Origin of the sequence: Paradesulfitobacterium ferrireducens (assembly GCF_017310645.1) — a bacterium.
Classification (GTDB): Bacteria; Bacillota; Desulfitobacteriia; order Desulfitobacteriales; family Desulfitobacteriaceae; genus Paradesulfitobacterium; species Paradesulfitobacterium ferrireducens.
This window is the reverse complement of the sequence record NZ_JAFLRH010000019.1, coordinates 97,467-118,075: the sequence shown is the minus strand read 5'-3', so window position 1 is coordinate 118,075 and position 20,609 is coordinate 97,467. Positions and strand designations below refer to the sequence as shown.

The window sequence follows — 20,609 nt, the reverse complement described above, 5'->3', positions numbered from 1 at the left end:
CATTACAATCTGAGCCAGCGCGCCACATCAAGGGCAAAATAAGTGATGATCAGATCGGCCCCGGCCCGTTTCATCCCGACCAAAGCTTCCATGACGATCCGTTGTTCATCGATCCAGCCTTGCTTGGCCGCGGCCTTAATCATGGCATACTCCCCGCTGACATTATAGGCGGCAACCGGCAAGCCAAAACGCTCCTTTGTGCGGTAGATGATATCACCATACGAAAGGGCGGGTTTGACAATAATCAGGTCTGCGCCCTCCTCAACATCCAGGGCAGTTTCCAGCATAGCCTCATTCCCGTTCGGAGGATCCATTTGATAAGTGCGCCGGTCCCCGAATTGGGGTGCGGAGCCGGCAGCCTCCCGGAAAGGTCCGTAAAATCCGGAGGCGAATTTAGCTGAGTAAGCCATGACCGGAATATCTTCAAATCCTTCCCGGTCTAGCGCCCGCCGAATCGCCGCCACCCTGCCGTCCATCATGTCGGAGGGAGCAACCATATCCGCTCCGGCTTGTGCGTGTGACACCGCTGTCCGGGCCAGCAGTTCCAGGGAAGGATCATTGAGAATTTTCCCCTCATGCACCAACCCGCAATGGCCATGATCCGTATATTCGCACAGGCAAACATCCGTGATCACATAAAGCTGAGGAAACTTTTCCTTGGCTAAACGCACGGCTTTCTGAACGATCCCGTCATCATGATAGGCTCCCGTGCCAACCGGGTCTTTGCTTTCAGGTATGCCAAAGAGGAGGATGGCCGGTACGCCCAAATCCACCACTTCCTGCAAAGCCCTGACAAATTCATCAAGGGAATATTGATATACACCCGGCATCGAAGACACTTCAACCCGCATATTTTGTCCAGGCATGACAAACATAGGATAGATTAAGTCCTTCACATGCACATGGTTTTCCCGCACCATGCTCCGGATCGCTTCATTCGCGCGCAAGCGCCGGGGACGCCTGATTAAATCCATTCTCTAACCCCCTTCAATCCGATTTCCTCATCGGTCAGATAACAAGCCGGGTCAGAAGCCCAGAAATCTCCGGTGGCCGCTTGGGCCCGGGTACGGAAATTCCCGTTGCAGATTTCCAGATAGCGGCAGGAGGCGCAGCGCCCTTTAAGCAAAGGCTTGCGGTCTTTAAGTCCTGCCAGAATCGGGTGACTTACATCCGTCCAGATCTCACCGAACTTGCGCTCGCGCACATTGCCGAAGGTAATGTGCTGGCTGAACTGGTCCGGATGCACATTGCCAAAGGGATCCACCTCGGCGAAGGCGATCCCGGAACGATTGCCCCCATTTAAAGAGATTAATCCTTTGATACGTTCCGCTTTTTCCGGATCATCAGCCAGAGCCTTAAGGTAGAGATAAACCCCGTCACAGTGATTGTCCACTGTCAGAATCTCTTTTTTCAATCCTCTGGCTTCATAATCCAGGGTGCGCCGGATAATTGTATCCATAGCCGCCCGCGATTCTTCCGGAGACACGTCCTGATCCATCATCTTGTTCCCGCGTCCGGAATAAACCAGGTGGTAAAAACAGACCCGGTCAATATTTTCCTCCTCGATGAAGTCAAAGATTTTATCTAACTCTTCAAAATTATGGCGGTTAATCGTAAAGCGCAAGCCCACGCGCTGTCCGACTTTAACACAGTTCTGAATCCCGGCCATGGCCGCCTTGAAGGCGCCTTCCTTGCCCCGGAACTTATCATTCACTTCCATTAAACCATCCAGGGAAATCCCTACATATCCTACCCCAATCTCCTTAATCCTCCGGGCAACCTCCGGAGTGATCAGGGTTCCATTGGTGGACAGCGTCACCCGGATTCCTTTGCTGATTGCATAATCTGCTAATTCAAAGAAATCCGGACGAATTAAAGGCTCACCCCCGGAAAACAGAAGCACCGGCACTCTAAACTCTGCCAAGTCGTCGATAAACTCTTTTGCTTCCTGAGTGGTCAGCTCCCCTTGATACTTTTGGGAATCTGAATCCATATAGCAATGCACACACTTAAGGTTGCAGGTACGGGTTGAGTTCCAGACCACCACCGGCCCGGAATTGACCGTAGTTCCGTGCAGCGCTCCCCGCGAACCCTTGGCATAGCGCAGGGAATCCCCGAAATACTCCGTATCAAATAGAAGCTTGGTTACGCTGATCATGCTTTTACCCCCTCAACCAAGGCCTCGGTCAGCCCCTCAATCGTGTATTGCTTAGCCTCCCGGTGCACCTCTATTCCTAATTCCCGCGCGGTCTGGCTTGTAATCGGACCGATGGAAAATACTTTTACCCCATCCAGTAATGAAATATTGCCCTCGATTAGCTTTATGAAATTGCGCACGGTGGAAGAACTGGTAAAAGTCACGGCACTCACCTTGCCATCGCCGAGCAGTTCCAGCAAATCCTCCCGGTTGCTCTCCCCTAACACCGTTTTATAAACCGGCACATCCCAGACATCCGCGCCCAGCGCTTTCAAAGCTTCCGGCAAAACATCCCTGGCCTCTTCGGCCCGTGCCAAGAGCACACTTTGCCCCGCTAAAACCCGGCTGGCCAGCCCCTCGATAATCTTCTCCGCCCGGTACTCATCCGGCATAAAGGCTATCCGCAGGCTTCTCTGCTCCAAAGCCTCTTTGGTAGCCGGTCCGATGGCTACGATTTCAACTCCGGCCAAGTCCCGAATATCTTTCCCCCGCTTCATCAATTCATTGAAGAAAGCGGTGACACCGTTGACACTGGTAAAGACCAACCATTCAAAGCGCTTAAGGTTTGAAATCGCTTTGGTCAAAAGTTCCGGGGCACTGGGAGGGACAATTTCAATCGCCGGAAATTCCCAGGGCTCGCCGCCCAAGTCCTCAATCGCTTGGGACAAGGCACTGGCCTGATGGCGGGCGCGCGTGACGATAATCCTTTGACCGAATAACGGTTTGCTTTCGAACCACTGCAGCGACTCACGCAAGGATACAACCTCACCTACAATAATAATGGCCGGTGAGGAAAATCCCTGTTCTTTGACCAGAGCGGAAATGTTATGAAGCTCTCCGACGAGGGTCCGTTGTTCCGGGCGCGTCCCCCACTGGATAATACCTACGGGAGTCTCAGGGTTCCTTCCGTTTTGGATCAGCTTTTCCGCGATTAAGCTTAGGTTTTCCATGCCCATGAGAAAGACTAAAGTACCGTGAGCGGATGCCAGGTGCTCCCAGGCGATCGCCGTTTCATTTTTAGAAGGATCTTCGTGTCCGGTGACCACGGCAAACGATGACGTTAAATCGCGGTGGGTGACCGGAATCCCGGCATAAGCCGGAACCGCCACCGCTGAAGTCACCCCCGGCACGACTTCATAAGGAATGCCCGCCTCTTTCAAGGCTTCCGCTTCTTCCCCGCCGCGCCCAAAGACGAAAGGGTCCCCTCCCTTAAGCCGGGTTACCACTTTTCCTTCCTTGCCTTTTTTCACCAAGACCTCATTAATTTCTTCCTGGCGCAAGGTATGCCGTTCCGGGGATTTGCCGACATAGATCAGCTCACACCCATCTTTCGCATGCTTTAATAAACGGCGGGAAGCCAGGCGGTCATAGACTAAGACATCAGCCTTAGCAATGCATTCAGCCCCTTTTATCGTTAAAAGCTTTGGATCCCCCGGACCCGCACCTACTAGATAGACAAATCCCTGATTCAAACACAACACTCCCCATATCTATAAAGTAGTCAGAACTCAGGAGTCAGAAGTCAATAGGTGTTTCTTGCATTTTTTTAGGGTTTAATCCCTTAGGTTAGTCTCCCAAAAATCATTCTGACTCCTGACTACTGTCTCCTGACTCCTATAATTTATCGAATTTCCGCCAAGATTTCCCCTGCGCCCTGGCGCAGCAGTTCAAGCGCGGCCCGTTCCCCCACTTCTTCCGGACTCACTCCCGCCACCCGGACACGCAGCAAACGCGACCCGTCAATACCTGCCACCATGCCCCGGAGTTCGATCTCCCGGCTCTGAACCTGAGCCAGAGCTCCGATCGGCACTTGACAGCCCCCTTCCAGCTTGCGCATAAGCGCTCTTTCAGCCCGCACGGCCAGCTCGGTCGGCATATGGTTAAGCTGCGTAAGCAAGTGGGAAATATCCCGGCGCTCCTTGGCGATTTCAACTGCGATGGAGCCCTGCCCCACCGCCGACAACATGATATCCTCATGAATAATCTGAGTCATTCGTTCTTCCCACCCTAGACGTTTGACGCCGGCCGCCGCCAGCACAATTCCATGCATATCAGAGTTTTGGAGTTTATCCCAGCGCGTTTGCAAGTTGCCGCGCAGATCCACGAACTGAAGATCCGGCCGGTAGTGCTTAAGCTGGGCTTTGCGGCGCAGGCTGCTGGTTCCGATGACAGCCCCGGAAGGGAGGTGTTCGAGTAAGCTCCCGTCTTTGCTCAAGAAGACATCCCTCGGCTCCTCTCGTTCGCAATAAGCCGCAATCTCCAATCCTTCCGGCAAATTGGTGGACAAATCCTTTAGGCTGTGCACGGCCAAATCGATCTCGGAACGGAGAAGAAAGCTTTCCAATTCCTTGGTAAACAGACCCTTATCTCCAATCTTGGCCAAAGGGACATCCAAGATTTTATCTCCCTTTGTTTTAACAGGAACGAGTGTAATTTCGAGCTCCGGATAAATCTGCGCAAGCCGGGACCGCACCCATTCCGCTTGCCATAACGCCAAGATGCTGTCACGGGTCCCAATGCGAATTTGTTTCATTCTACTCTCCCCCGCAATGCTTGCCCGGGCTGCTGTCCAACCATCCACAAAGATTTCGTCTCCTCTTCTACGCTTAAGTCAAATAAATTTTGCAGGATTTCCGTATACAGATGGCCCTGACGGGTATCCGCGAATTCCTTAAGATTCGTGATCGGAGCATGGAGCAGCTGGTTCACAATCGAGTTAGCCAGTGAACGGATCGCCTTCTCTTGCTTAGGGGTTAACGTCCCTAACCGTTCCAGAGCCCGGCTGAGCTGCACTTCTTTAATTTCTTCCGCTCGTTGTTTCAAGGCCACAATCGTGGGAATGACAAACAGGGAATTGTGCCATTTAAGGAAATGTTTCATTTCTTCTTCGATAATTTTCTTTCCCTGCACCGCCGCCGACTCACGGGCCTGGAGACTGCGGTCAACCACACCCTGCAAATCGTCTATATCATGCAGGGTCACTCCGGGAATACTCCCCACCTCCGGATGCACATCCCGGGGAACGGCAATATCAATAATTAATAAAGCCCTCCCGGCACGCGCGCGCATGATCTTCTCCACCCGCTCCGGCAAGAGCACGTAATGAACGGAGGCTGTGGCCGATATAATGATATCGACCTCCCCTAAGTATGCATCCATTTCATCAAATCGAACGGCGCGCCCGTTAAACTCTGCCGCTAAGCTCAAAGCCCGGTCATAAGAACGGTTCGAAACCAGGACTGTTGATGCCCCGGCTGCCACCAAATGCTTGGCTGTGAGATAGCTCATCTCCCCCGCACCTAAGATCATAATCGTCTTGCCCTTAAGATTGGGGAATTTTTGCATCGCCAGCTCCACGGCCGTATAGCTGATGGATACCGGGTGTTGGTCGATTTTCGTCTCAGTGCGCACTCTTTTACCGACCGTTAAAGCGTTTTGAAAAAAAACATTAATCACTTTATTGGTTACCCCGGCAGCATAGGCATCCTCATACGCCTGCGCAACCTGGCCCAAGATTTGGGTTTCCCCAAGCACCATGGAATCAAAACCGGAAACCACGTTGAAAAGATGACGGACTGCTTCGTAAAGGGTACGACTATAAAGGTAGCGGTTTAACTCATCTGCGCTAAGCCCACTTCGTTCATACAGAAATTTCTTGATTGCATCCTGGCCAATCTCAATATCAGTTGTAGCCGCATAAATCTCCAAACGGTTACAGGTGCTGAGGATGACAATACCCTCGAGTGCCGGGTAAGCAATCAGCTCCTGTAAAGCGTTATTTATTTCGGATGCAGGAAAAGCAAGCTTTTCCCGAATCTCCAGGGGAGCACTGTGATGGCTTAGTCCAACAGTGACCGGAAACACGCTTCTACCACTCCTTTCGCTTCAAGCAAGCGTTTAGATTTGATTATACTCCGGACTTGCCCATCTGTCACCCGTTCCCAGAAAAGACGCCGTTTTGCCGGAGAAAGGCTCTCCTTGACCCGCGGGCGCCAGCTTTTCAGCAAAGCGAGATAGTCCTTCATCTCATCCCCGTACATTTCTTCAAGTTCCATGCGGATTTGGCGCGCGACAATGGGGCTGCTCCCTCCGGTTGAAACGGCAATGGCCAAGTCTCCTCTTTCCAAAATCGAAGGGACAATAAAACTGCACTTTTCCGGATCGTCCACCACATTGACCGGCCGACAGGCAAGCGCAGCATCCCGAGCAACTTGGGCGTTCACTTCTTCTTGGTCGGTGCATGAAAAAATAAGGACGGCATCTTTGATGTCTTGGCTGTCATACGCTTTGCTTGACCAGAGACAAAGCTTGCCGTCGATTAATTCCCTTAATTCTTTATTGATTTCCGGAGCAACCACGTGTACCCTGGCTTCGTGGGCAAGTAATGTCTGCACTTTGCGCAGTGCCACACTGCCTCCGCCAATCACTAATACCGGTTTATCTTTCAAATCCAAAAAAATTGGATAGTACTGACCCAATTATGTCACCTCAAATTTTCTGGTTAAGTATTATTTCGTTATTTTGCTAAAACTTCCTTCCATTCAACACAATTAGACTTATCATTTCTTTTATTATTGTTATATTTCCTTAAATAAAATTCTTTCCTTATGCCGGGTCGCCAATAAATTGCCCGAACTTGCCGGTTAAGCATAAGTATGAAGTCCCGGCAAGAAATAATTAACTCCGAAAAAAGTAAATAGCACTGCGGCAAACCCAAATACCGCCATCCAGGCCGCTCTTTTTCCTTTCCACCCATACATAAGGCGCGCATGCAAATATCCGGCATAAATCAGCCATGTGATCAAGGACCATGTTTCTTTGGGATCCCAAGACCAGTAAGTTCCCCAGGCGTAATTGGCCCAGATCGCCCCGGTAATAATGCAAAGTGATAGCAAAGGAAAAGCAAATCCCACCACACGATAAGCGAGCTCATCCAACGTGTCCAAGGCGGGGAAGCGTGTCATCAGACCGTCACTTTTCTTTAGCAACTCAAATTTGTGTTTGAGCAAATACATGAGTCCGAGGCCGAAGGCCACTGCAAAGGCCCCATAAGCCAAGATTGCCGTGATGACATGAAAGGTAAGCCACTGGCTTTTGAGTGCTGGGGGAATGGCTTGAGCCACCCTCTCCTCCGGGCCCATTTTCATGGCGATATAAGCAAGGAGCAAGAAGGCAACCGGAAGCACAAAAACCCCTAAAGCCTTCAGGCGGTAGCGAAACTCCGCGAAAAGGTAAACGGCCAATATTCCCCAACAAAAGGTGACTAAAAATTCATACCCGTTGGTTAGGGGAGGCCGTTGAACAATCAGGATGCGGACAACAATTGCCGCCGTGTTCGCCGCGAAACCAACAATAGCCAGGGCTGTCGCTAACTTTCCCATCAGTTCGCTCTTAAAAGCAGCCCAAACCCAATAGCTGAACATACTTAATAAATAGGCCGCAAACATTAAGTAATACATAGATGTTTCCAGATTTTCCAAGCCCGGGTTCATCGTACTCCCCCCTTAATTCGCCGCTGAATTTTTTAGTTTATCTGTGAACTGACCGAATTCTTCAGCCAGCAGGCTTTTAGACTTGCCTGATGCCCCTAACACCAGCTTGCCTCCGGTTTCTCCCCCATTATAAATACCGCTGATCACTACCGGACGCCAATAGAACGAAAGCATCAATCCTATCAGCAGGAGCAAACTCCCTAACCAAATCAAACTCACACCCGGATCTTCTTTAACCTGAAGTCCGGTAAACCCGGAATAGCCATCAAGAGTAACCTGATACGCATCATTTATCATGACGCTTTCCCCTTTTTTAAGCTGCCCGGATTGTACAAGTTTAAATCCATATCCTTGATATACCTGGTACAGAATCACAGGGTTTTGCACATCGTTTTTCATAGCAGCCACCACTAAGTAAAGATCGGTACCGGGAGCCTGAAAAAAGTTCCCACCCTGATCCTGCAGCACCACCGGTATCTTTTGTCCCTTAATATCCGCAGTAAGAGCTGCACCATGAGCAAAACTCGCTTGATAAAAGGTAACTCCCTCATAGGTAAACGGATGGTTGACGGATAAAGTTTGGCGGGCTACTTCCTTATCCCCTTCCAGAATACTCAAATCCGTATACCAATTGTCCCGCTCACCGTTAGCCAGCATCCGGTCTTCAGCCGAATTAATTTTCACATTGAATGTTTGGCTTACTTTTCCCCGGCTAAGCTCAATCTGCTTTAAGGGAACAGTACTTCCGGCCCCAGCCATAAAATATCCCTTAAAACCCAGCAATGTCCCCACCAGGGCTCCGGCCAATAAGATCACAAAAGAAATATGCGTAATCAGCGAACCCCAATAGCCCCAGCGATGTTTAACCGCGGTAAAACTCCAGCCGGTTTCCCATTCATCCCTAACCAGATGATAGTGCTTTTGGACTAAAGTCTCCGTAATCACTTGGGCCAGGCGGACACTGTTTCCTTTAAGTTCCGCCCGTGCCTGACCAGGCAACTCGGTCAACGTTCGCGCGGCTTTCTGATGAAACGTCTTGGCATAAATTCCTTGAAAGCGTTGAAGGCTGCAAATAACTAAATTAACTCCCAGCAGCCCGAGAAGGAGGTGAAACCACCAGGCGGCATAGAGATCTGTGAAACCTAATGTCTGCCACAAAGCCCCAACAGTCTTCGCCTTTTCAGGTTCAAGACTTATTTGGGGGATGAACGTTCCAATAGCCGAGGCTAGGGCAATGATTCCCAATAACGCCAAACCCAGCTTCATGGAACTAAATACTTCCCAGATTTTATCTGTTAGGCTCTTTTCCTGTGTACTCATGACTTCCCCCTATACCGCCTGGCGATTTCTAATAACATACTATATCCGGATATTGTTGCCGCAAAAGACGTAAGATAAGCACCGGCCCCCCAGCCCACCGAGAAAGAGATAGATCCCGATAAGCCTACCCCAATGTAATTCCATCCCTGACCCTCCATTTCCTTCTCTTATCAACATACCCGTTAATTATTTTATTATCTTCCCTACTTTGTTTTCGGAATAATTGCCAACGATGGTTTGGTTATCTCCGGCGACGGCATCCCTCCGTACAGGCCGGTTCCCCCCCTTTATCCTGCACTGCATAACAACGAATATCATTCAGATAATCTTTAACAGCACTCAATTTCTCTTCAAACGATACTTTACTTTTTCTTCCCACAAAAAATGCTCCCTTTGTGGTAGACAATTTTATTATTTAAACTGTCTACCACAAAAGGAGCATATCACTCATCGAAGAGCCCTCTTCTAATTATTTTATAAAACTCGGCAAACGGTTTCCTCATTATAACCTGTTATTACTCGCATATATCCGGATAGTTCCTGATCAAGCGCTGGATCACCCGTATCGACGAAAAGAGCGTGATCCGAAAGTGCAATTATTTTACTCAGAGCGGCAATCACAATAATATTTTCTTTGCCGACCTTGCGCACGACTTGGGGGCTGAATTGCTGGTTTCCTCTGCCAAGAAGATAGCCCTGCCCGCCGATGGGAGTAAGCACCATCTTGGCTTGACTCTCCCGGATTAATTGAAGCAGGGTTTGTTCATTGACATCCCTGGCTATTAGCTTCTTTCCCTTTAACACATCGACACCAAGCAAGGTATTCGGCAGGGAAAGCCGTTCCATTATGGCCCGGGTTGTCGTTCCCGGGCCAATAAAGTACAGAACGTCGTCCTGCATACCGTCTATTATGTACTGTGCAATTGCTCCCAGTGTCTCAACTTCACTGGCACTGCCTCCGGATTTGACGTTTTGAACAAAGTTTTGTTCATAGGGCACCGTTAAATAGCCATACAGTTTGGCGCTTACCGAACCCGCTCGAAAGCTTTCTTCATCAATATCCATGACTTCCGCTTCCCGTACCTTCTTAGCCTCTCCTTTAAGAACTAAGGCGGCAAGCTGCCCGGCGCTCTTCGGGCTTTTCCCAAAGACCGCCGAGTGCATTTTAACCCCCGCCGGAATCCCCAAAACCGGTACTTTTGTACCAATGGCGGAATAGATATCACGGGCCGTCCCATCCCCGCCCGCAAAGAGCAGGAGTTCAACCCCATAATTCATTAGATCCGCAGCTGCCTGCACCGTATCTTCAGACGTCGTATAACTGTTAGCAATATCGCCAATAACCAGGGGAGTAAAGCCCGCTGCCTTCGCTGTTTCTTCCCCCATCTCTCCCGGATAGGTTACTATCTCAAAAGAAAGCCCATGCCTTATCAACACCTGCAACGCTTCCCGGGCACGTTCGGCTGAGCGGGACACAGCCCCCAGCTCCAGTGCTTTCCGTTGAACCTCTGTGCCATCGCTTCCTTTTAGCCCCACCCGGCCGCCGATACCGGCAACCGGGTTGATAATTAAGCCTAACCTCTTTGGCAACCGGTTTTCATCCTCTCGCACTTTTTGTCATTCCACGGCCTAGATACGCCTGGATGACCTCTGGATTATTGGCCACTTCCTCCGGCGTTCCCTCCGCAATTTTCCGGCCAGAATTCATGACTATGATTCTATCCGAGAGAGCCATAATCGCCTGCATTACATGCTCAACCATAACAATCGTAACCCGTTTATCCTTACAGATTTTACGAATGATTTCAATAACCCCTTTAACCTCGGACGGATTTAACCCTGCCACAACTTCATCAAGCAAAAGCAACTCAGGTTCGGTGGCGAGGGCCCGGGCCAGTTCTATTCTTTTTTTGCCCCCCAGCGTCATAGACTCAGCCAAATTATCCTTAGCGTTAAAAAGTCCTACAAAATCAAGAACCTCCAACGCTTTGTCCCGGGCTTCTTTCTTATGACCGGTTTTGGCAAAAGCCCCCACCATGACATTATCTAAAACCGTCATTTTACCGAAAGGCTTCACTATTTGAAACGTCCGTGCGATTCCTAAGTCACTGGTTTCAAACACTTTCAACTTCGTAATATCCTGACCCCTAAAATAAACTTCTCCCGTTGTTGGCTTATAATAACCCGAAAGCATGTTAAAAAGGGTCGTCTTACCGGCCCCGTTCGGTCCGATTAAACCTACGAGTTCCCCTGAGTTTACAGTTACACTGACATCCGCAACAGCCATTAACCCTCCGAAACTCTTGGTGAGCTTCTTGGCTTCGAGAATTATCATCGTTTCCACCCCCTAACGTGAGCATCATAAGGTTTTTCCGGCCCCGGTCTTAGCCGAGACAACCGGGTCCCCAAGCTTCAGTAAAATCCGATGATACAATTTCGAGAATGTTCCTATGACGCCGTGAGGGATATGAGTCACGACGGCCATGAGAATTAGACCATACGCTAGGAGATGAACACCGGCAAACCGGCCTCCAAGATAAATCCTGGTAAGCTCAGACAAAGGGGTAAGAATTAGGCTGCCGAGTACCGGCCCAAAGACTGTCCCTTCCCCGCCGATAATTCCGATGACTGCAATCTCGGTCGAGAAATCTCCGCTTAATACTCCCTGTGGATTAATGTACAGAAGAAATTGGGCGTAAAAGGTACCGCCTAATGCCATCACAAAAGCACTGATGGCAGACGCTGTTAGTTTCATCTTGGACGTATTGACCCCCAGTGACTCCGCTGCGTCCTGATCATTTCCGATAGCAGAGAGATAATACCCCATTTTGGAGTTCTTGATCTTATAACTAAGAAGCAGAACCAGCAGAAACATAGCCAAGGCCACATAGTAATACGCTGCTTTGGTCTCAAACTGAAATAAGGCAGGGGAACTTCCTTTGAACGGAATCAGTATTCCCTCAGCTCCTTTAAGTTCAATGGGACCCACTGCTTTCGTATTCTGAATGAAGATCCGAATAATTTCCCCATAAGCAATCGTGGCCAAAGCGTAGTATGGTCCCCGTAATTTAAAGACAGGATAACCGATCAGCCAGCCGAAAATAGCGGCTATGACTCCGCCGAAAATCATCCCAATCCAAGGAGATATCCCCCACTGCACAAATAAGATGGTTGATGTATATGCTCCAATTCCTACAAATGCCGCATGTCCTAGAGACAATTGCCCGGCGAATCCGGATATGATATTCCAACCTGAGGCGAGGTAAGCATTAAACAAGAACATAATAAACACTTGTAATATATACTCATTATTTATAATAAAGGGAAGGAGTCCTAAGATCAGCAAAAATAAGAACGGTAAAAAATAACTCGGGTATCTTAGCCTGCGCAGCATATTTGTCCTCACCTCGCCTTATTTCCCCAGTAAACCCGATGGTTTATATAATAAAACCCCGATAAATACGACAAAGATCAGCATCTCAGCCGCTGTTGCCGACCAGACCTGAGCTGTCACGGACTCGATCAGGCCCACAATTAACCCTCCGTAAAAAGCACCGCTTAAACTTCCTATCCCGCCTAAGACTGCGATCACAAAAGAACGCATTTCGAAAATTTTTCCGGCTTCTGGCTGGACATAGTACATTGGCAGCATCAGGGCTGCTGCAATCCCCAGAATTGCAAGACAGAGCCCAAAAGCGATATTGTAGATTTTATAATCGTTGATACCCATCAAACCTGCAGCTTCCCGGTCCTGGCCCGTGGCACGGATAGCTTTCCCTAAATCAGTCTTGCTGAGCATCAACTGTAATCCTAAGATGACTATTGCCCCGACAACCCCCGCAATCAGACGGGGCACAGAGGTAACTACTCCGCCCATATCCCAGGTCATCCCAGAGACAAAGGTCTTTGCCGCTTTATAATAGGCTCCAAAAAACAAAAGGGCAGCATTTTGAAGTACGAGCGTCAGTCCAACGGTAAGAAGAATCACGGCATGTCCATTGCGCCCGAATTCCCGTTTTAAGACCGGATTAATCACTTTGCCCTGAAGAAAGTAACCAAACAAAAAAAGAACAGGCACCACGACAACCAGTGAAAGGTAAGGGTCAAGACCGATTAAACTCCACATGTAAAAGACCGCATACATTCCTACCATCACCAAGGCTCCATGGGCAAAATTAATGATTTTCATGACCCCAAAAACCAAACTCAGACCCACGGCGATGAGCCCATAGAGACTTCCCATAAAAAGTCCGTTTAAGGTAGCTGCGATTAAGGTTTGCATCCTTCCTACCTCCGTTTATAAGAGAGAAAGTCAGGGCAAAGACTGTGAGTCTTTGCCCCACATTCACCTTGCTATTTTCTGTCCGTCCATTTTGGCGCTGGCCATACCACTTTATAATCGGGATTCTTAGCGTTGAATGGCCAAACGGTTGATCTCTGACCGTTATTGACCTGAACCATAATCAAGCTGGCATGGATGTTTTGCCCGGACTGGTCAAACTCAATGGAGTCATAAGGCAGGATCATCCCTGGGCCGGAAGTAATTTTCGTTTTAGCCAGAGCTTCTCTGATCTTCTCCGGTTCGGCAGATCCGGCCCGTTCCAGGGCATCAGCAATCACATACATGGCTGCATAAGATTCAGCAGCCTCCCCGTTCATGTCAACCCCATATTTCTGTTTGAACTTGGCATTGGTCTCTTTGACTCCGGGTTTCCCTAAATCAGGAGACCATTCCGTTAGGTCAAATCCATACTCCGCATTCTTACCCACATTCTTAAGATACTCGGGATCAGCATGGCCGCCGCCTTGCCCAATCATACCCATGGCGTTAATTTTCTGTTCAGCAATGCCATTGGTAAGTAGAATCGCGTCGGAAGTATATGATGTAAATAGGATTAAATCCGGATTGGCTTGCTTGATTTTAAGAATGACGGGCGTTAAGTCAGAAGATGAGCTTGGATACGGTGCATCTAGTACGATTTCCATACCGGCTTCCGGAACAGACTTATTCCACCCTTTAGCAGAGGATTGGCCCCAATCCGAGTTCTCATAGACTAAAGCCACCCTTTTGGGTACACTGCCGGTTTGTTCGCCCATTTCTTTTGCAAATTTCACCTGATCCCGTGAATACCAAGACGCCTTGGGTGCCAAACGGAAGGTGTACTTAAAGCCGCGTTCGGTAATGTCATCCATTACCGATACCGGAACTACGTATGGGATCTTGTATTTTTCAGATACCTGTGTACTGGGATAAGTAACACTGCTTTGATAGGCACCGGTCATGACGGCTACCTTATCTTTCATAATCAGGCGCTCTGCTTCAGACATACCAACCTTGGGATCTCCTTTAGAATCGGCGAAATCCAAGACTAATTTGGCCCCGCCAAGTGATTTAATCCCTCCGGCGGCATTGATCTCTTCAGTTGCCAATTCCTGCCCGCGTTTACAGGTCTCCCCGATGGGGGCAACTGCGCCAGACAAAGGCAATAAGGCTCCAATCTTAACTTCTTTGACTCCGGCACTACTTCCACCTTGATTATTCGTTCCACCGGTTTGACTGCCGCAGCCCGTTAAGGTTAGTAACCCAATCAAGGTCACTGCACCAATCTTTTTTAACATTTTTCCTACCTCCTATCGAATTTCCTCTCTTCCCAAAGTTTCCTCTAGTTTAACTTTTCTGAAAAGTGCTTAGGATTTTCACCTTCTTTCCCTCTGCTCATAGGAAACTAAACAAATCATCTCCTTTCCTTCAAACTTCCGGTTCCAGTACAATCTTCAGTGCCTCTTTACGGTTTAACATCTCCAAGGCCGTGCCCATTTCCCTTAAGGGCAACCGGTGGGAAACAATGTTATCAATCCTAACTTTTCCTGTGGCAATCAGATTAAGGCAGGTTCCAAACTCCAGCCAGGTGTAGCAGAAGCTCCCGCGCACTGTGATTTCCTTTTTCACAATCTGGCTTAGCAAAACTTCCGTGGATCGATGAAAAACCCCGGTTAAGCCAATTCTTCCCTCTTTCCGTACAGCCTCAAGGCAGGTGGCGAAAACTTCCGGAACTCCGGTGGCTTCGATTACCACATCGGCCATCTTGCCTCCGGTCAAATCCCTGATTTGTTTGAGTAATTCCTCTTGATCCCGGGACAGCAGCACGGCATCTGCCCCCAACTCTGACGCAATCCGCAGGCGCTCTTCATCCCCCGGGGCTCCGACCATGATAACCTTGGATGCCCCTTCGATCCGGGCGAGCTGTAAAGCGTACAAACCGATCGGCCCAGGGCCGAATACCACTACCGTGTCTGCCGGATTAATATTGGCCTTGCGCACCGAATGATAAGCAGAAGCAACGGGGTCGACCGAAGCCCCTTCCACAAATGTTGCCTGATCCGGCAGTTTATGCAGAACTTTGGCAGGGGCTTTGGCATAGTCAGCAAACCCGCCGTCAATATGGATTCCAATCTCGGTCAAAGAGTTGCACATGGACTCAAGCCCTTGCTTGCAATAATCACAGGTGCCGCAGCTGATTACCAAACTGGGAGCAACCCTGTCTCCTACATTAAAACCACTGACTCCTTCCCCGATCTCCACGATCTCCCCGGCGAACTCATGCCCGGGGATTAAGGGGAAAGGCACCGCGCGCACTCCGTTAAATATCGGAATATCCGATCCGCAGATACCCACGGCCCTCACTTTAATGATAACTTCCCCCGGCCCGGGTTGCGGGATATCTACCTCGTTAAAGGCGAATCCCGGACCGGCTTTTTCCTTCACTACAGCCAGCAAAACACTTACCTCCCTTAACCGACCAGCCGGTCTTCCCCAGACTCCGTGCTCTGTTTCGATTCGGCAGTCCCCTTTCTTTCCGCTTCGGAACCGGTGCCTTTTTTCTTTAGATATGCACGCCAGGAAGGAGCCCACTGATGAGGGTCGTCAAAGGACGTATCGCACTTATGAATGGTGCTCTGATAAGGAGCATTCTTCACCAACTCCGGATTGGCATAAGCCTCCTCAGCCACCTGACGGAGAATCGAAACATACTCATCCATGTCGGCTTTAGAATAAGACTCGCACGGTTCAAGAGTAAAGGGCTCCGGAATCACCCACGGGTGATGACTGGTAAAATAACTTTGAATCCCGTAGTCCACAATTCTGCGTGCAACGTCTTCCGTTCCCACTCCCGTATCTTCCTTAAGCTTCTCCCAGCTATAGCGAACCTGCTCCAGCCTGCGCTTATCCGCATACCGAACTGTAACCCCGGGGATTTCCATAATCTTTTTCTGCAAGTAGTTGTTGTTTAACACAGATATCTCAGCACACTCGCGCAACCCTTCGGCCCCAAGGCTCATGGCCCAGGCATAGGCCCTTAAGACAACAGGGGCTACCCCAAAAAATCCTCTGACCTTACCGATGCTTTGGGCATGGTCATAATTCAAGAAATATTTTGAACCGTCAAAATCTACCGTAGGCACCGGGAGAAACTGGGCCAGCTCCTTTCTCACCCCGACTGCACCCGCTCCGGGCCCGAAAGATCCATGCGGGGAGGAAAAGGTTTTATGCAGGTTAAAGTGACACAGGTCAAAGCCCGCTTCTCTGGCTCTGGCTATACCTAAAACTCCATTGGCATTTGCCTGGTCATAGGCACAGAGCCCGCCGGCTTCATGCACCACCCGCACGAATTCGTCAATGTGCGGGTTGTAAATCCCGGTATCTTCCGGATTGGTAATCATCAAACCGGACGTGCGTTCAGATACCACCGCTTTTAAGGCCTCCAGATCAGGATAGCCATTTTCACCCGGCATTAAGGTAATGATTTTGAATCCGGCCGTCGCCGGACTGGCTCCGTCTGTTGGATGAGAAAAGATCGTGGTAATGATCTCCGTGCGCCGGTCTAGTTCCCCTTTGGCTTCATGGTATTTGCGGATAATGCTCGCATTGGTATAAATACTTTGAGCCCCGCTGGACGGCTGAAAGGTGAACTGATCCATCCCGGAAATTTCTTTAAGGATCTGTTCCAGCCCATAGTACACTTCCAACATCCCCTGAATGGTTTGTTCATCCTGAAGCGGATGAAGTTCCGCGATCTGAGGGAGACGCGTCAATTGCTCATTGACTTTTGGGCTGTACTTCATCGTGCTCGTACCCAGACTGATGTCAATCCCCATATCTGCCCCCATGGTCTCCTGGGACAAATGCAGATAGTGCTTGAGCACCTGCCATTGGGAGAGTTCAGGCAGGCGCGGCGGTTGGGGCCGCAGCATATGCTTCGGAATTTCTGCTAGGACATCCCCGGCAGAATTTTCTATATCTTTTTCGACTTCCGGAACTAAAATTCCTCTCTCTCCAGAACTTGACATTTCAAAAATTATGGGCTCATCCCAACGGGCTTGGTGAAATTTTCTTGGCAGCATTCTCTCATCCCCTTTCCAGAATTTTGCCTAAGGAGTAAACCAACTTGTCAATATCTTCTTTGGTATGAATCTCAGTCACACAATAAAGCGCACTTTGACCCAATTCCGGGAACTCCAGTGAAAGATCTTTGCCGCCGAAAATTTTATGCTCCAGCAACTGTTTATTGATCTCAGCCACGCTTTTCCCGGTCTGATCGAAGTTAAGGACAAATTCTTTGAAGGTAAGGGAAGGAAAACTTAAGTTTACGCCCTTAAGCTCAGACAGCCTTTTCTTGGCATAAGCGCTTTTCTGCATGATGGTTTTGCCGACTTCCTGCATTCCCTGCGGTCCCATCAGATTGAGATAAACACCGGCCGTTATCCCCCACAAGCCGGCTGAAGTTCCGGTGAACTCCTTGCCTTTTTCCCTGGTGGCATATGCCGTTCTCTCCCAATATACCTGCCCAAATCCATATTCCTCGTGTTCCTCATTGCGGGTAATGCCATAAATCAAGTTCGGGAACTCCGCAACATATTTAGGCTCATCATGGGTTGCGATAAACCCCGCGAGCCCCCCGCCGAAGGACATGTGGATTCCGAGCGGCTGCAAATCTCCGCATACGATATCCGCCCCATAATGCGACGGCGGCGCCAGCACCCCTAACGAAATCGGATCAACCCCAACCACCAGCAGTGCTCCGTACGAGTGGGCGATGCGGGCCGCCTCCTCCCCGGCTGTCTCTACCACACCGATATAGGATGGATTTTCAAAATAAACGGCAGCGGTTTTGGTGGAAACCTTTTTCTTAAGATCCGCTAAATCCAGCTTGCCCGTGTCTTGTTCATACTCCATAAACTTGATCTCAATCTCAGGCAGAAGATAATTCCTGAGCTGCAGCACTCTTTCCTGACTGAGCGTACGCGTTACCACAACCTCCGTACGCCCGGTAATCCTGGCAGCCATTCTGAGAGCAGTGGCGGCAGCCTGCCCCCAATCATACGTCGGCATGCCTGTGATATCCATATCCACCAGTTCACATAAAGCGCTCTGGTACTCGAATAAGGCCTGCCACTTCCCATGATCGGCATAGGTCTTACCGGTATAAGCTGTTAAGAACTCAGCTCTGCCATTGATTTCATCACAGACGGCCGGGACATAATGCTGCCAGGTGCCTGCCCCCAGAAAATTGAGATAGTCCTTGCAGCTTCTGTTTCGGTCCAAAATCTCTTCCACATGCCGCCTGAGCGAGTATTCAGATAACAGCGGCTGAGGCAGATTCATTTCCCTGGGCAAACGGAGATGCTCAGGAATATCACGATAGATTTCTTCTACACTGCTTAAACCGCATGCTTCAAGGAGCTGAGTTTTGATCTCGGGAACAGCGTTCGGAATGTAAGGGTATGCTTTTTTGCTCATATCTCTTTCCTCCAATCCGTTTAGAATCAATAGAGTAATCTGCCGCCGTCGATATATATGGTGTGTCCGGTAACATAGGTTGAGGCTTCTGAGGAAAGAAAGATAATGGTTCCTATGAGTTCTTCGGGTTGTCCGAATCTTTTCATGGGAATTTTAGTGAGCAGGGTATCGCGCACTGCCGGATCGGATAAATACTTGCGCGTCAGATCGGTTTCGAAATAACCCGGTCCGATGGCATTGACATTGACTCCATAGGGAGCCCACTCTTCCGCCAATACCTTGGTAAGCTGTACGATGCCCCCTTTACTGGAGGCATAAACCGCTTGCAGGGGCTGACTGATAGAAGCTAAGGTTGACGCGGTATTAATAATGCGTCCGCTTCCTTGCTTAAGCATCACTTTACCGACAGCCTGGGCGCAGTGAAAAATCCCGCTCAAATTAACCGTAAGCACTTTCTCCCATTCTTCCGGCGTATACTCAACCGCAGGCTTCCGGATATTGATGCCTGCATGGTTCAGTAAGACATCAATCCGCCCGAACTTTTCTAAAACTTGGTCCACCATAGCCTTGACCGACTCGGGATCCGTCACATCTACTTGAACCGGAAGGCACTCCGTTCCATATTCACGGATGAGGTCACAGGTCTTGTGGGCACTCTCCAAATTCTGATCGGCTACCGCTATCTTGGCGCCGACAGCAGCCAGTCCTTTACAAATGGCTGTTCCTAAGGTTCCCCCGCCACCCGTGATAAGAATAATCTTGCCTGAAATGTCGAATAGCTTTTGATAATCCATGTTTTCCACCTCTTGCTAATTTTTTTCGGTTTGAAGAATCAGCTTATACTTAAATTTTAAGATATAAATTATTTAGATTATCTAACATAATGTCAGGAAAAAATAACACCCTGAAACGTTAATGGAGTGTCAATAATGCGCTATGTTATTACAGACCCAAATATGCCGTTTTGAGATGGTCGTTTTCCAATAAATCTGTTCCCTTGCCCTCCATGACAATTTTTCCGTTTTCCAGTACATAGGCCCGGTCAACTATTTGCAAGCAAATAGTTACATTCTGCTCGACCATGAAAATCGATATCTTTTGTTTTCGTATCTGCTCGATGATTTCCAGAATGGCCTCAACCAGCACCGGAGCTAATCCCAGAGAAGTTTCATCAAGCATCAGCAATTTGGGCTTAGACATAAGACCCCGGCCAATCGCCAGCATCTGCTGTTCCCCCCCGCTGAGGGTACCGGCCAGCTGTTTGCGCCGCTCTTTTAGTTTAGGCAGCATGGAAAACACCATGTCCATGGTATCTTTACGTTCTTGTTTAGGCCCTGGCAAATAGGAACCCATTTCCAGGTTTTCTTCAACAGTCATTAAAGGAAAGAGACGCCGACCCTCGGGTACATGGGCAACCCCCAATTCAACCACTTTGTGGGAAGGCAGTCCGCTAATAACCCGGTGTTCAAATTTGATCATACCCGAGGCCGGCTTCATCATCCCTGAAATCACTTTGAGCATAGTGCTTTTGCCCGCTCCGTTGGCGCCGACCAAACCAACCATTTCTCCTTCTTCAATTCGAATACTCACTTTATGAAGTGCTTGAACCTCGCCATAGAATGCTTCAATTTCCTGAACCTCAAGCATTTTGTATCCACCACCTAAACTATTTGTTTTATAAAGTAATATTTTAACCATCAAAGTATTACTCAAAATATATAAAAGACTCATCTCTTTCGATATAAGTATACCAAATTAACCCTCAATATGTCTACGGAAACTTGCGAAGTTTCTGAAAACT

Annotated in this window: 19 protein-coding genes; all 19 read right to left on the bottom strand. The window is 49.1% G+C overall.

What is annotated here, in order from left to right; all coding sequences use genetic code 11:
* Nucleotides 1-2 precede the first annotated feature (2 nt).
* Entirely contained in the window at nucleotides 3-974 is a 972-nt protein-coding gene (hemB, locus tag J0X21_RS07870) for a porphobilinogen synthase (protein ID WP_206811645.1), read from the bottom strand.
* Entirely contained in the window at nucleotides 965-2,158 is a 1,194-nt protein-coding gene (gene nirJ1, locus J0X21_RS07865) for a putative heme d1 biosynthesis radical SAM protein NirJ1 (RefSeq protein WP_206811644.1), read from the bottom strand. Before nirJ1 ends, hemB begins: the two co-directional genes overlap by 10 nt.
* A complete protein-coding gene (cobA, locus tag J0X21_RS07860) occupies nucleotides 2,155-3,669 on the bottom strand; it encodes a uroporphyrinogen-III C-methyltransferase (protein WP_206811643.1) in 1,515 nt (504 codons plus the stop codon). The genes nirJ1 and cobA overlap by 4 nt, the downstream gene beginning before the upstream one ends.
* A gap of 149 nt (nucleotides 3,670-3,818) precedes the next feature.
* The gene (gene hemC, locus J0X21_RS07855) at nucleotides 3,819-4,730 is read right to left on the bottom strand and encodes a hydroxymethylbilane synthase (RefSeq protein ID WP_206811642.1); all 912 of its coding nucleotides are present in this window, start codon (nucleotides 4,728-4,730) and stop codon (nucleotides 3,819-3,821) included.
* Nucleotides 4,727-6,061, bottom strand: coding sequence for a glutamyl-tRNA reductase (gene hemA / locus J0X21_RS07850; RefSeq protein WP_206811641.1), 1,335 nt, complete (start codon nucleotides 6,059-6,061; stop codon nucleotides 4,727-4,729). The genes hemC and hemA overlap by 4 nt, the downstream gene beginning before the upstream one ends.
* Complete coding sequence (locus J0X21_RS07845) at nucleotides 6,037-6,675, bottom strand: precorrin-2 dehydrogenase/sirohydrochlorin ferrochelatase family protein (RefSeq protein ID WP_206811640.1); 639 nt, start codon at nucleotides 6,673-6,675, stop codon at nucleotides 6,037-6,039. The genes hemA and J0X21_RS07845 overlap by 25 nt, the downstream gene beginning before the upstream one ends.
* 165 nt (nucleotides 6,676-6,840) lie before the next feature.
* Nucleotides 6,841-7,689, bottom strand: coding sequence for a c-type cytochrome biogenesis protein CcsB (gene ccsB / locus J0X21_RS07840; RefSeq protein ID WP_206811639.1), 849 nt, complete (start codon nucleotides 7,687-7,689; stop codon nucleotides 6,841-6,843).
* A 12-nt stretch (nucleotides 7,690-7,701) separates the two neighbouring features.
* Nucleotides 7,702-9,009 carry a cytochrome c biogenesis protein ResB gene (locus tag J0X21_RS07835; protein WP_206811638.1) on the bottom strand — a complete coding sequence of 436 codons (1,308 nt, stop codon included), beginning with the start codon at nucleotides 9,007-9,009 and terminating at the stop codon, nucleotides 7,702-7,704.
* Nucleotides 9,010-9,250: 241 nt separating this feature from the next.
* On the bottom strand, nucleotides 9,251-9,388 hold the full coding sequence (locus J0X21_RS07830) for a hypothetical protein (RefSeq protein ID WP_206811637.1): 138 nt from the start codon (nucleotides 9,386-9,388) through the stop codon (nucleotides 9,251-9,253).
* 95 nt (nucleotides 9,389-9,483) lie between these two features.
* Entirely contained in the window at nucleotides 9,484-10,599 is a 1,116-nt protein-coding gene (locus J0X21_RS07825; RefSeq protein WP_206811636.1) for an ATP-NAD kinase family protein, read from the bottom strand.
* 7 nt (nucleotides 10,600-10,606) lie between these two features.
* Nucleotides 10,607-11,344, bottom strand: coding sequence for an ABC transporter ATP-binding protein (locus tag J0X21_RS07820; protein ID WP_206811635.1), 738 nt, complete (start codon nucleotides 11,342-11,344; stop codon nucleotides 10,607-10,609).
* A 24-nt stretch (nucleotides 11,345-11,368) separates the two neighbouring features.
* Nucleotides 11,369-12,301: a branched-chain amino acid ABC transporter permease gene (locus J0X21_RS07815; protein WP_206811634.1), complete on the bottom strand. Its 933-nt coding sequence runs from the start codon at nucleotides 12,299-12,301 to the stop codon at nucleotides 11,369-11,371.
* Nucleotides 12,302-12,421: 120 nt separating this feature from the next.
* A complete protein-coding gene (locus tag J0X21_RS07810) occupies nucleotides 12,422-13,291 on the bottom strand; it encodes a branched-chain amino acid ABC transporter permease (RefSeq protein ID WP_206811633.1) in 870 nt (289 codons plus the stop codon).
* A gap of 71 nt (nucleotides 13,292-13,362) precedes the next feature.
* Nucleotides 13,363-14,628: an ABC transporter substrate-binding protein gene (locus J0X21_RS07805; protein WP_206811632.1), complete on the bottom strand. Its 1,266-nt coding sequence runs from the start codon at nucleotides 14,626-14,628 to the stop codon at nucleotides 13,363-13,365.
* A gap of 130 nt (nucleotides 14,629-14,758) precedes the next feature.
* Nucleotides 14,759-15,787 carry a zinc-dependent alcohol dehydrogenase gene (locus J0X21_RS07800; RefSeq protein WP_206811631.1) on the bottom strand — a complete coding sequence of 343 codons (1,029 nt, stop codon included), beginning with the start codon at nucleotides 15,785-15,787 and terminating at the stop codon, nucleotides 14,759-14,761.
* Between the two features lie 14 nt (nucleotides 15,788-15,801).
* Complete coding sequence (gene gcvPB, locus J0X21_RS07795) at nucleotides 15,802-17,412, bottom strand: aminomethyl-transferring glycine dehydrogenase subunit GcvPB (RefSeq protein WP_206811630.1); 1,611 nt, start codon at nucleotides 17,410-17,412, stop codon at nucleotides 15,802-15,804.
* A gap of 4 nt (nucleotides 17,413-17,416) precedes the next feature.
* Nucleotides 17,417-18,808: an aminomethyl-transferring glycine dehydrogenase subunit GcvPA gene (gene gcvPA / locus J0X21_RS07790; RefSeq protein WP_206811629.1), complete on the bottom strand. Its 1,392-nt coding sequence runs from the start codon at nucleotides 18,806-18,808 to the stop codon at nucleotides 17,417-17,419.
* A 26-nt stretch (nucleotides 18,809-18,834) separates the two neighbouring features.
* Nucleotides 18,835-19,602, bottom strand: a complete 768-nt coding sequence (locus tag J0X21_RS07785) for an SDR family NAD(P)-dependent oxidoreductase (RefSeq protein WP_206811628.1) — start codon at nucleotides 19,600-19,602, stop codon at nucleotides 18,835-18,837.
* A gap of 148 nt (nucleotides 19,603-19,750) precedes the next feature.
* On the bottom strand, nucleotides 19,751-20,455 hold the full coding sequence (locus J0X21_RS07780; RefSeq protein WP_206811627.1) for an ABC transporter ATP-binding protein: 705 nt from the start codon (nucleotides 20,453-20,455) through the stop codon (nucleotides 19,751-19,753).
* Nucleotides 20,456-20,609 lie beyond the last annotated feature (154 nt).

Coding starts and splice junctions, on each gene's coding strand:
- J0X21_RS07785 (WP_206811628.1), bottom strand. CDS start 19,602: ATGGATTATCAAAAGCTATTCGACATTTCAGGCAAGATTATTCTTATC.
- ccsB (WP_206811639.1), bottom strand. CDS start 7,689: ATGAACCCGGGCTTGGAAAATCTGGAAACATCTATGTATTACTTAATG.
- gcvPA (WP_206811629.1), bottom strand. CDS start 18,808: ATGAGCAAAAAAGCATACCCTTACATTCCGAACGCTGTTCCCGAGATC.
- hemC (WP_206811642.1), bottom strand. CDS start 4,730: ATGAAACAAATTCGCATTGGGACCCGTGACAGCATCTTGGCGTTATGG.
- gcvPB (WP_206811630.1), bottom strand. CDS start 17,412: ATGCTGCCAAGAAAATTTCACCAAGCCCGTTGGGATGAGCCCATAATT.
- nirJ1 (WP_206811644.1), bottom strand. CDS start 2,158: ATGATCAGCGTAACCAAGCTTCTATTTGATACGGAGTATTTCGGGGAT.
- J0X21_RS07835 (WP_206811638.1), bottom strand. CDS start 9,009: ATGAGTACACAGGAAAAGAGCCTAACAGATAAAATCTGGGAAGTATTT.
- hemB (WP_206811645.1), bottom strand. CDS start 974: ATGGATTTAATCAGGCGTCCCCGGCGCTTGCGCGCGAATGAAGCGATC.
- J0X21_RS07820 (WP_206811635.1), bottom strand. CDS start 11,344: ATGATAATTCTCGAAGCCAAGAAGCTCACCAAGAGTTTCGGAGGGTTA.
- J0X21_RS07805 (WP_206811632.1), bottom strand. CDS start 14,628: ATGTTAAAAAAGATTGGTGCAGTGACCTTGATTGGGTTACTAACCTTA.
- J0X21_RS07810 (WP_206811633.1), bottom strand. CDS start 13,291: ATGCAAACCTTAATCGCAGCTACCTTAAACGGACTTTTTATGGGAAGT.
- J0X21_RS07780 (WP_206811627.1), bottom strand. CDS start 20,455: ATGCTTGAGGTTCAGGAAATTGAAGCATTCTATGGCGAGGTTCAAGCA.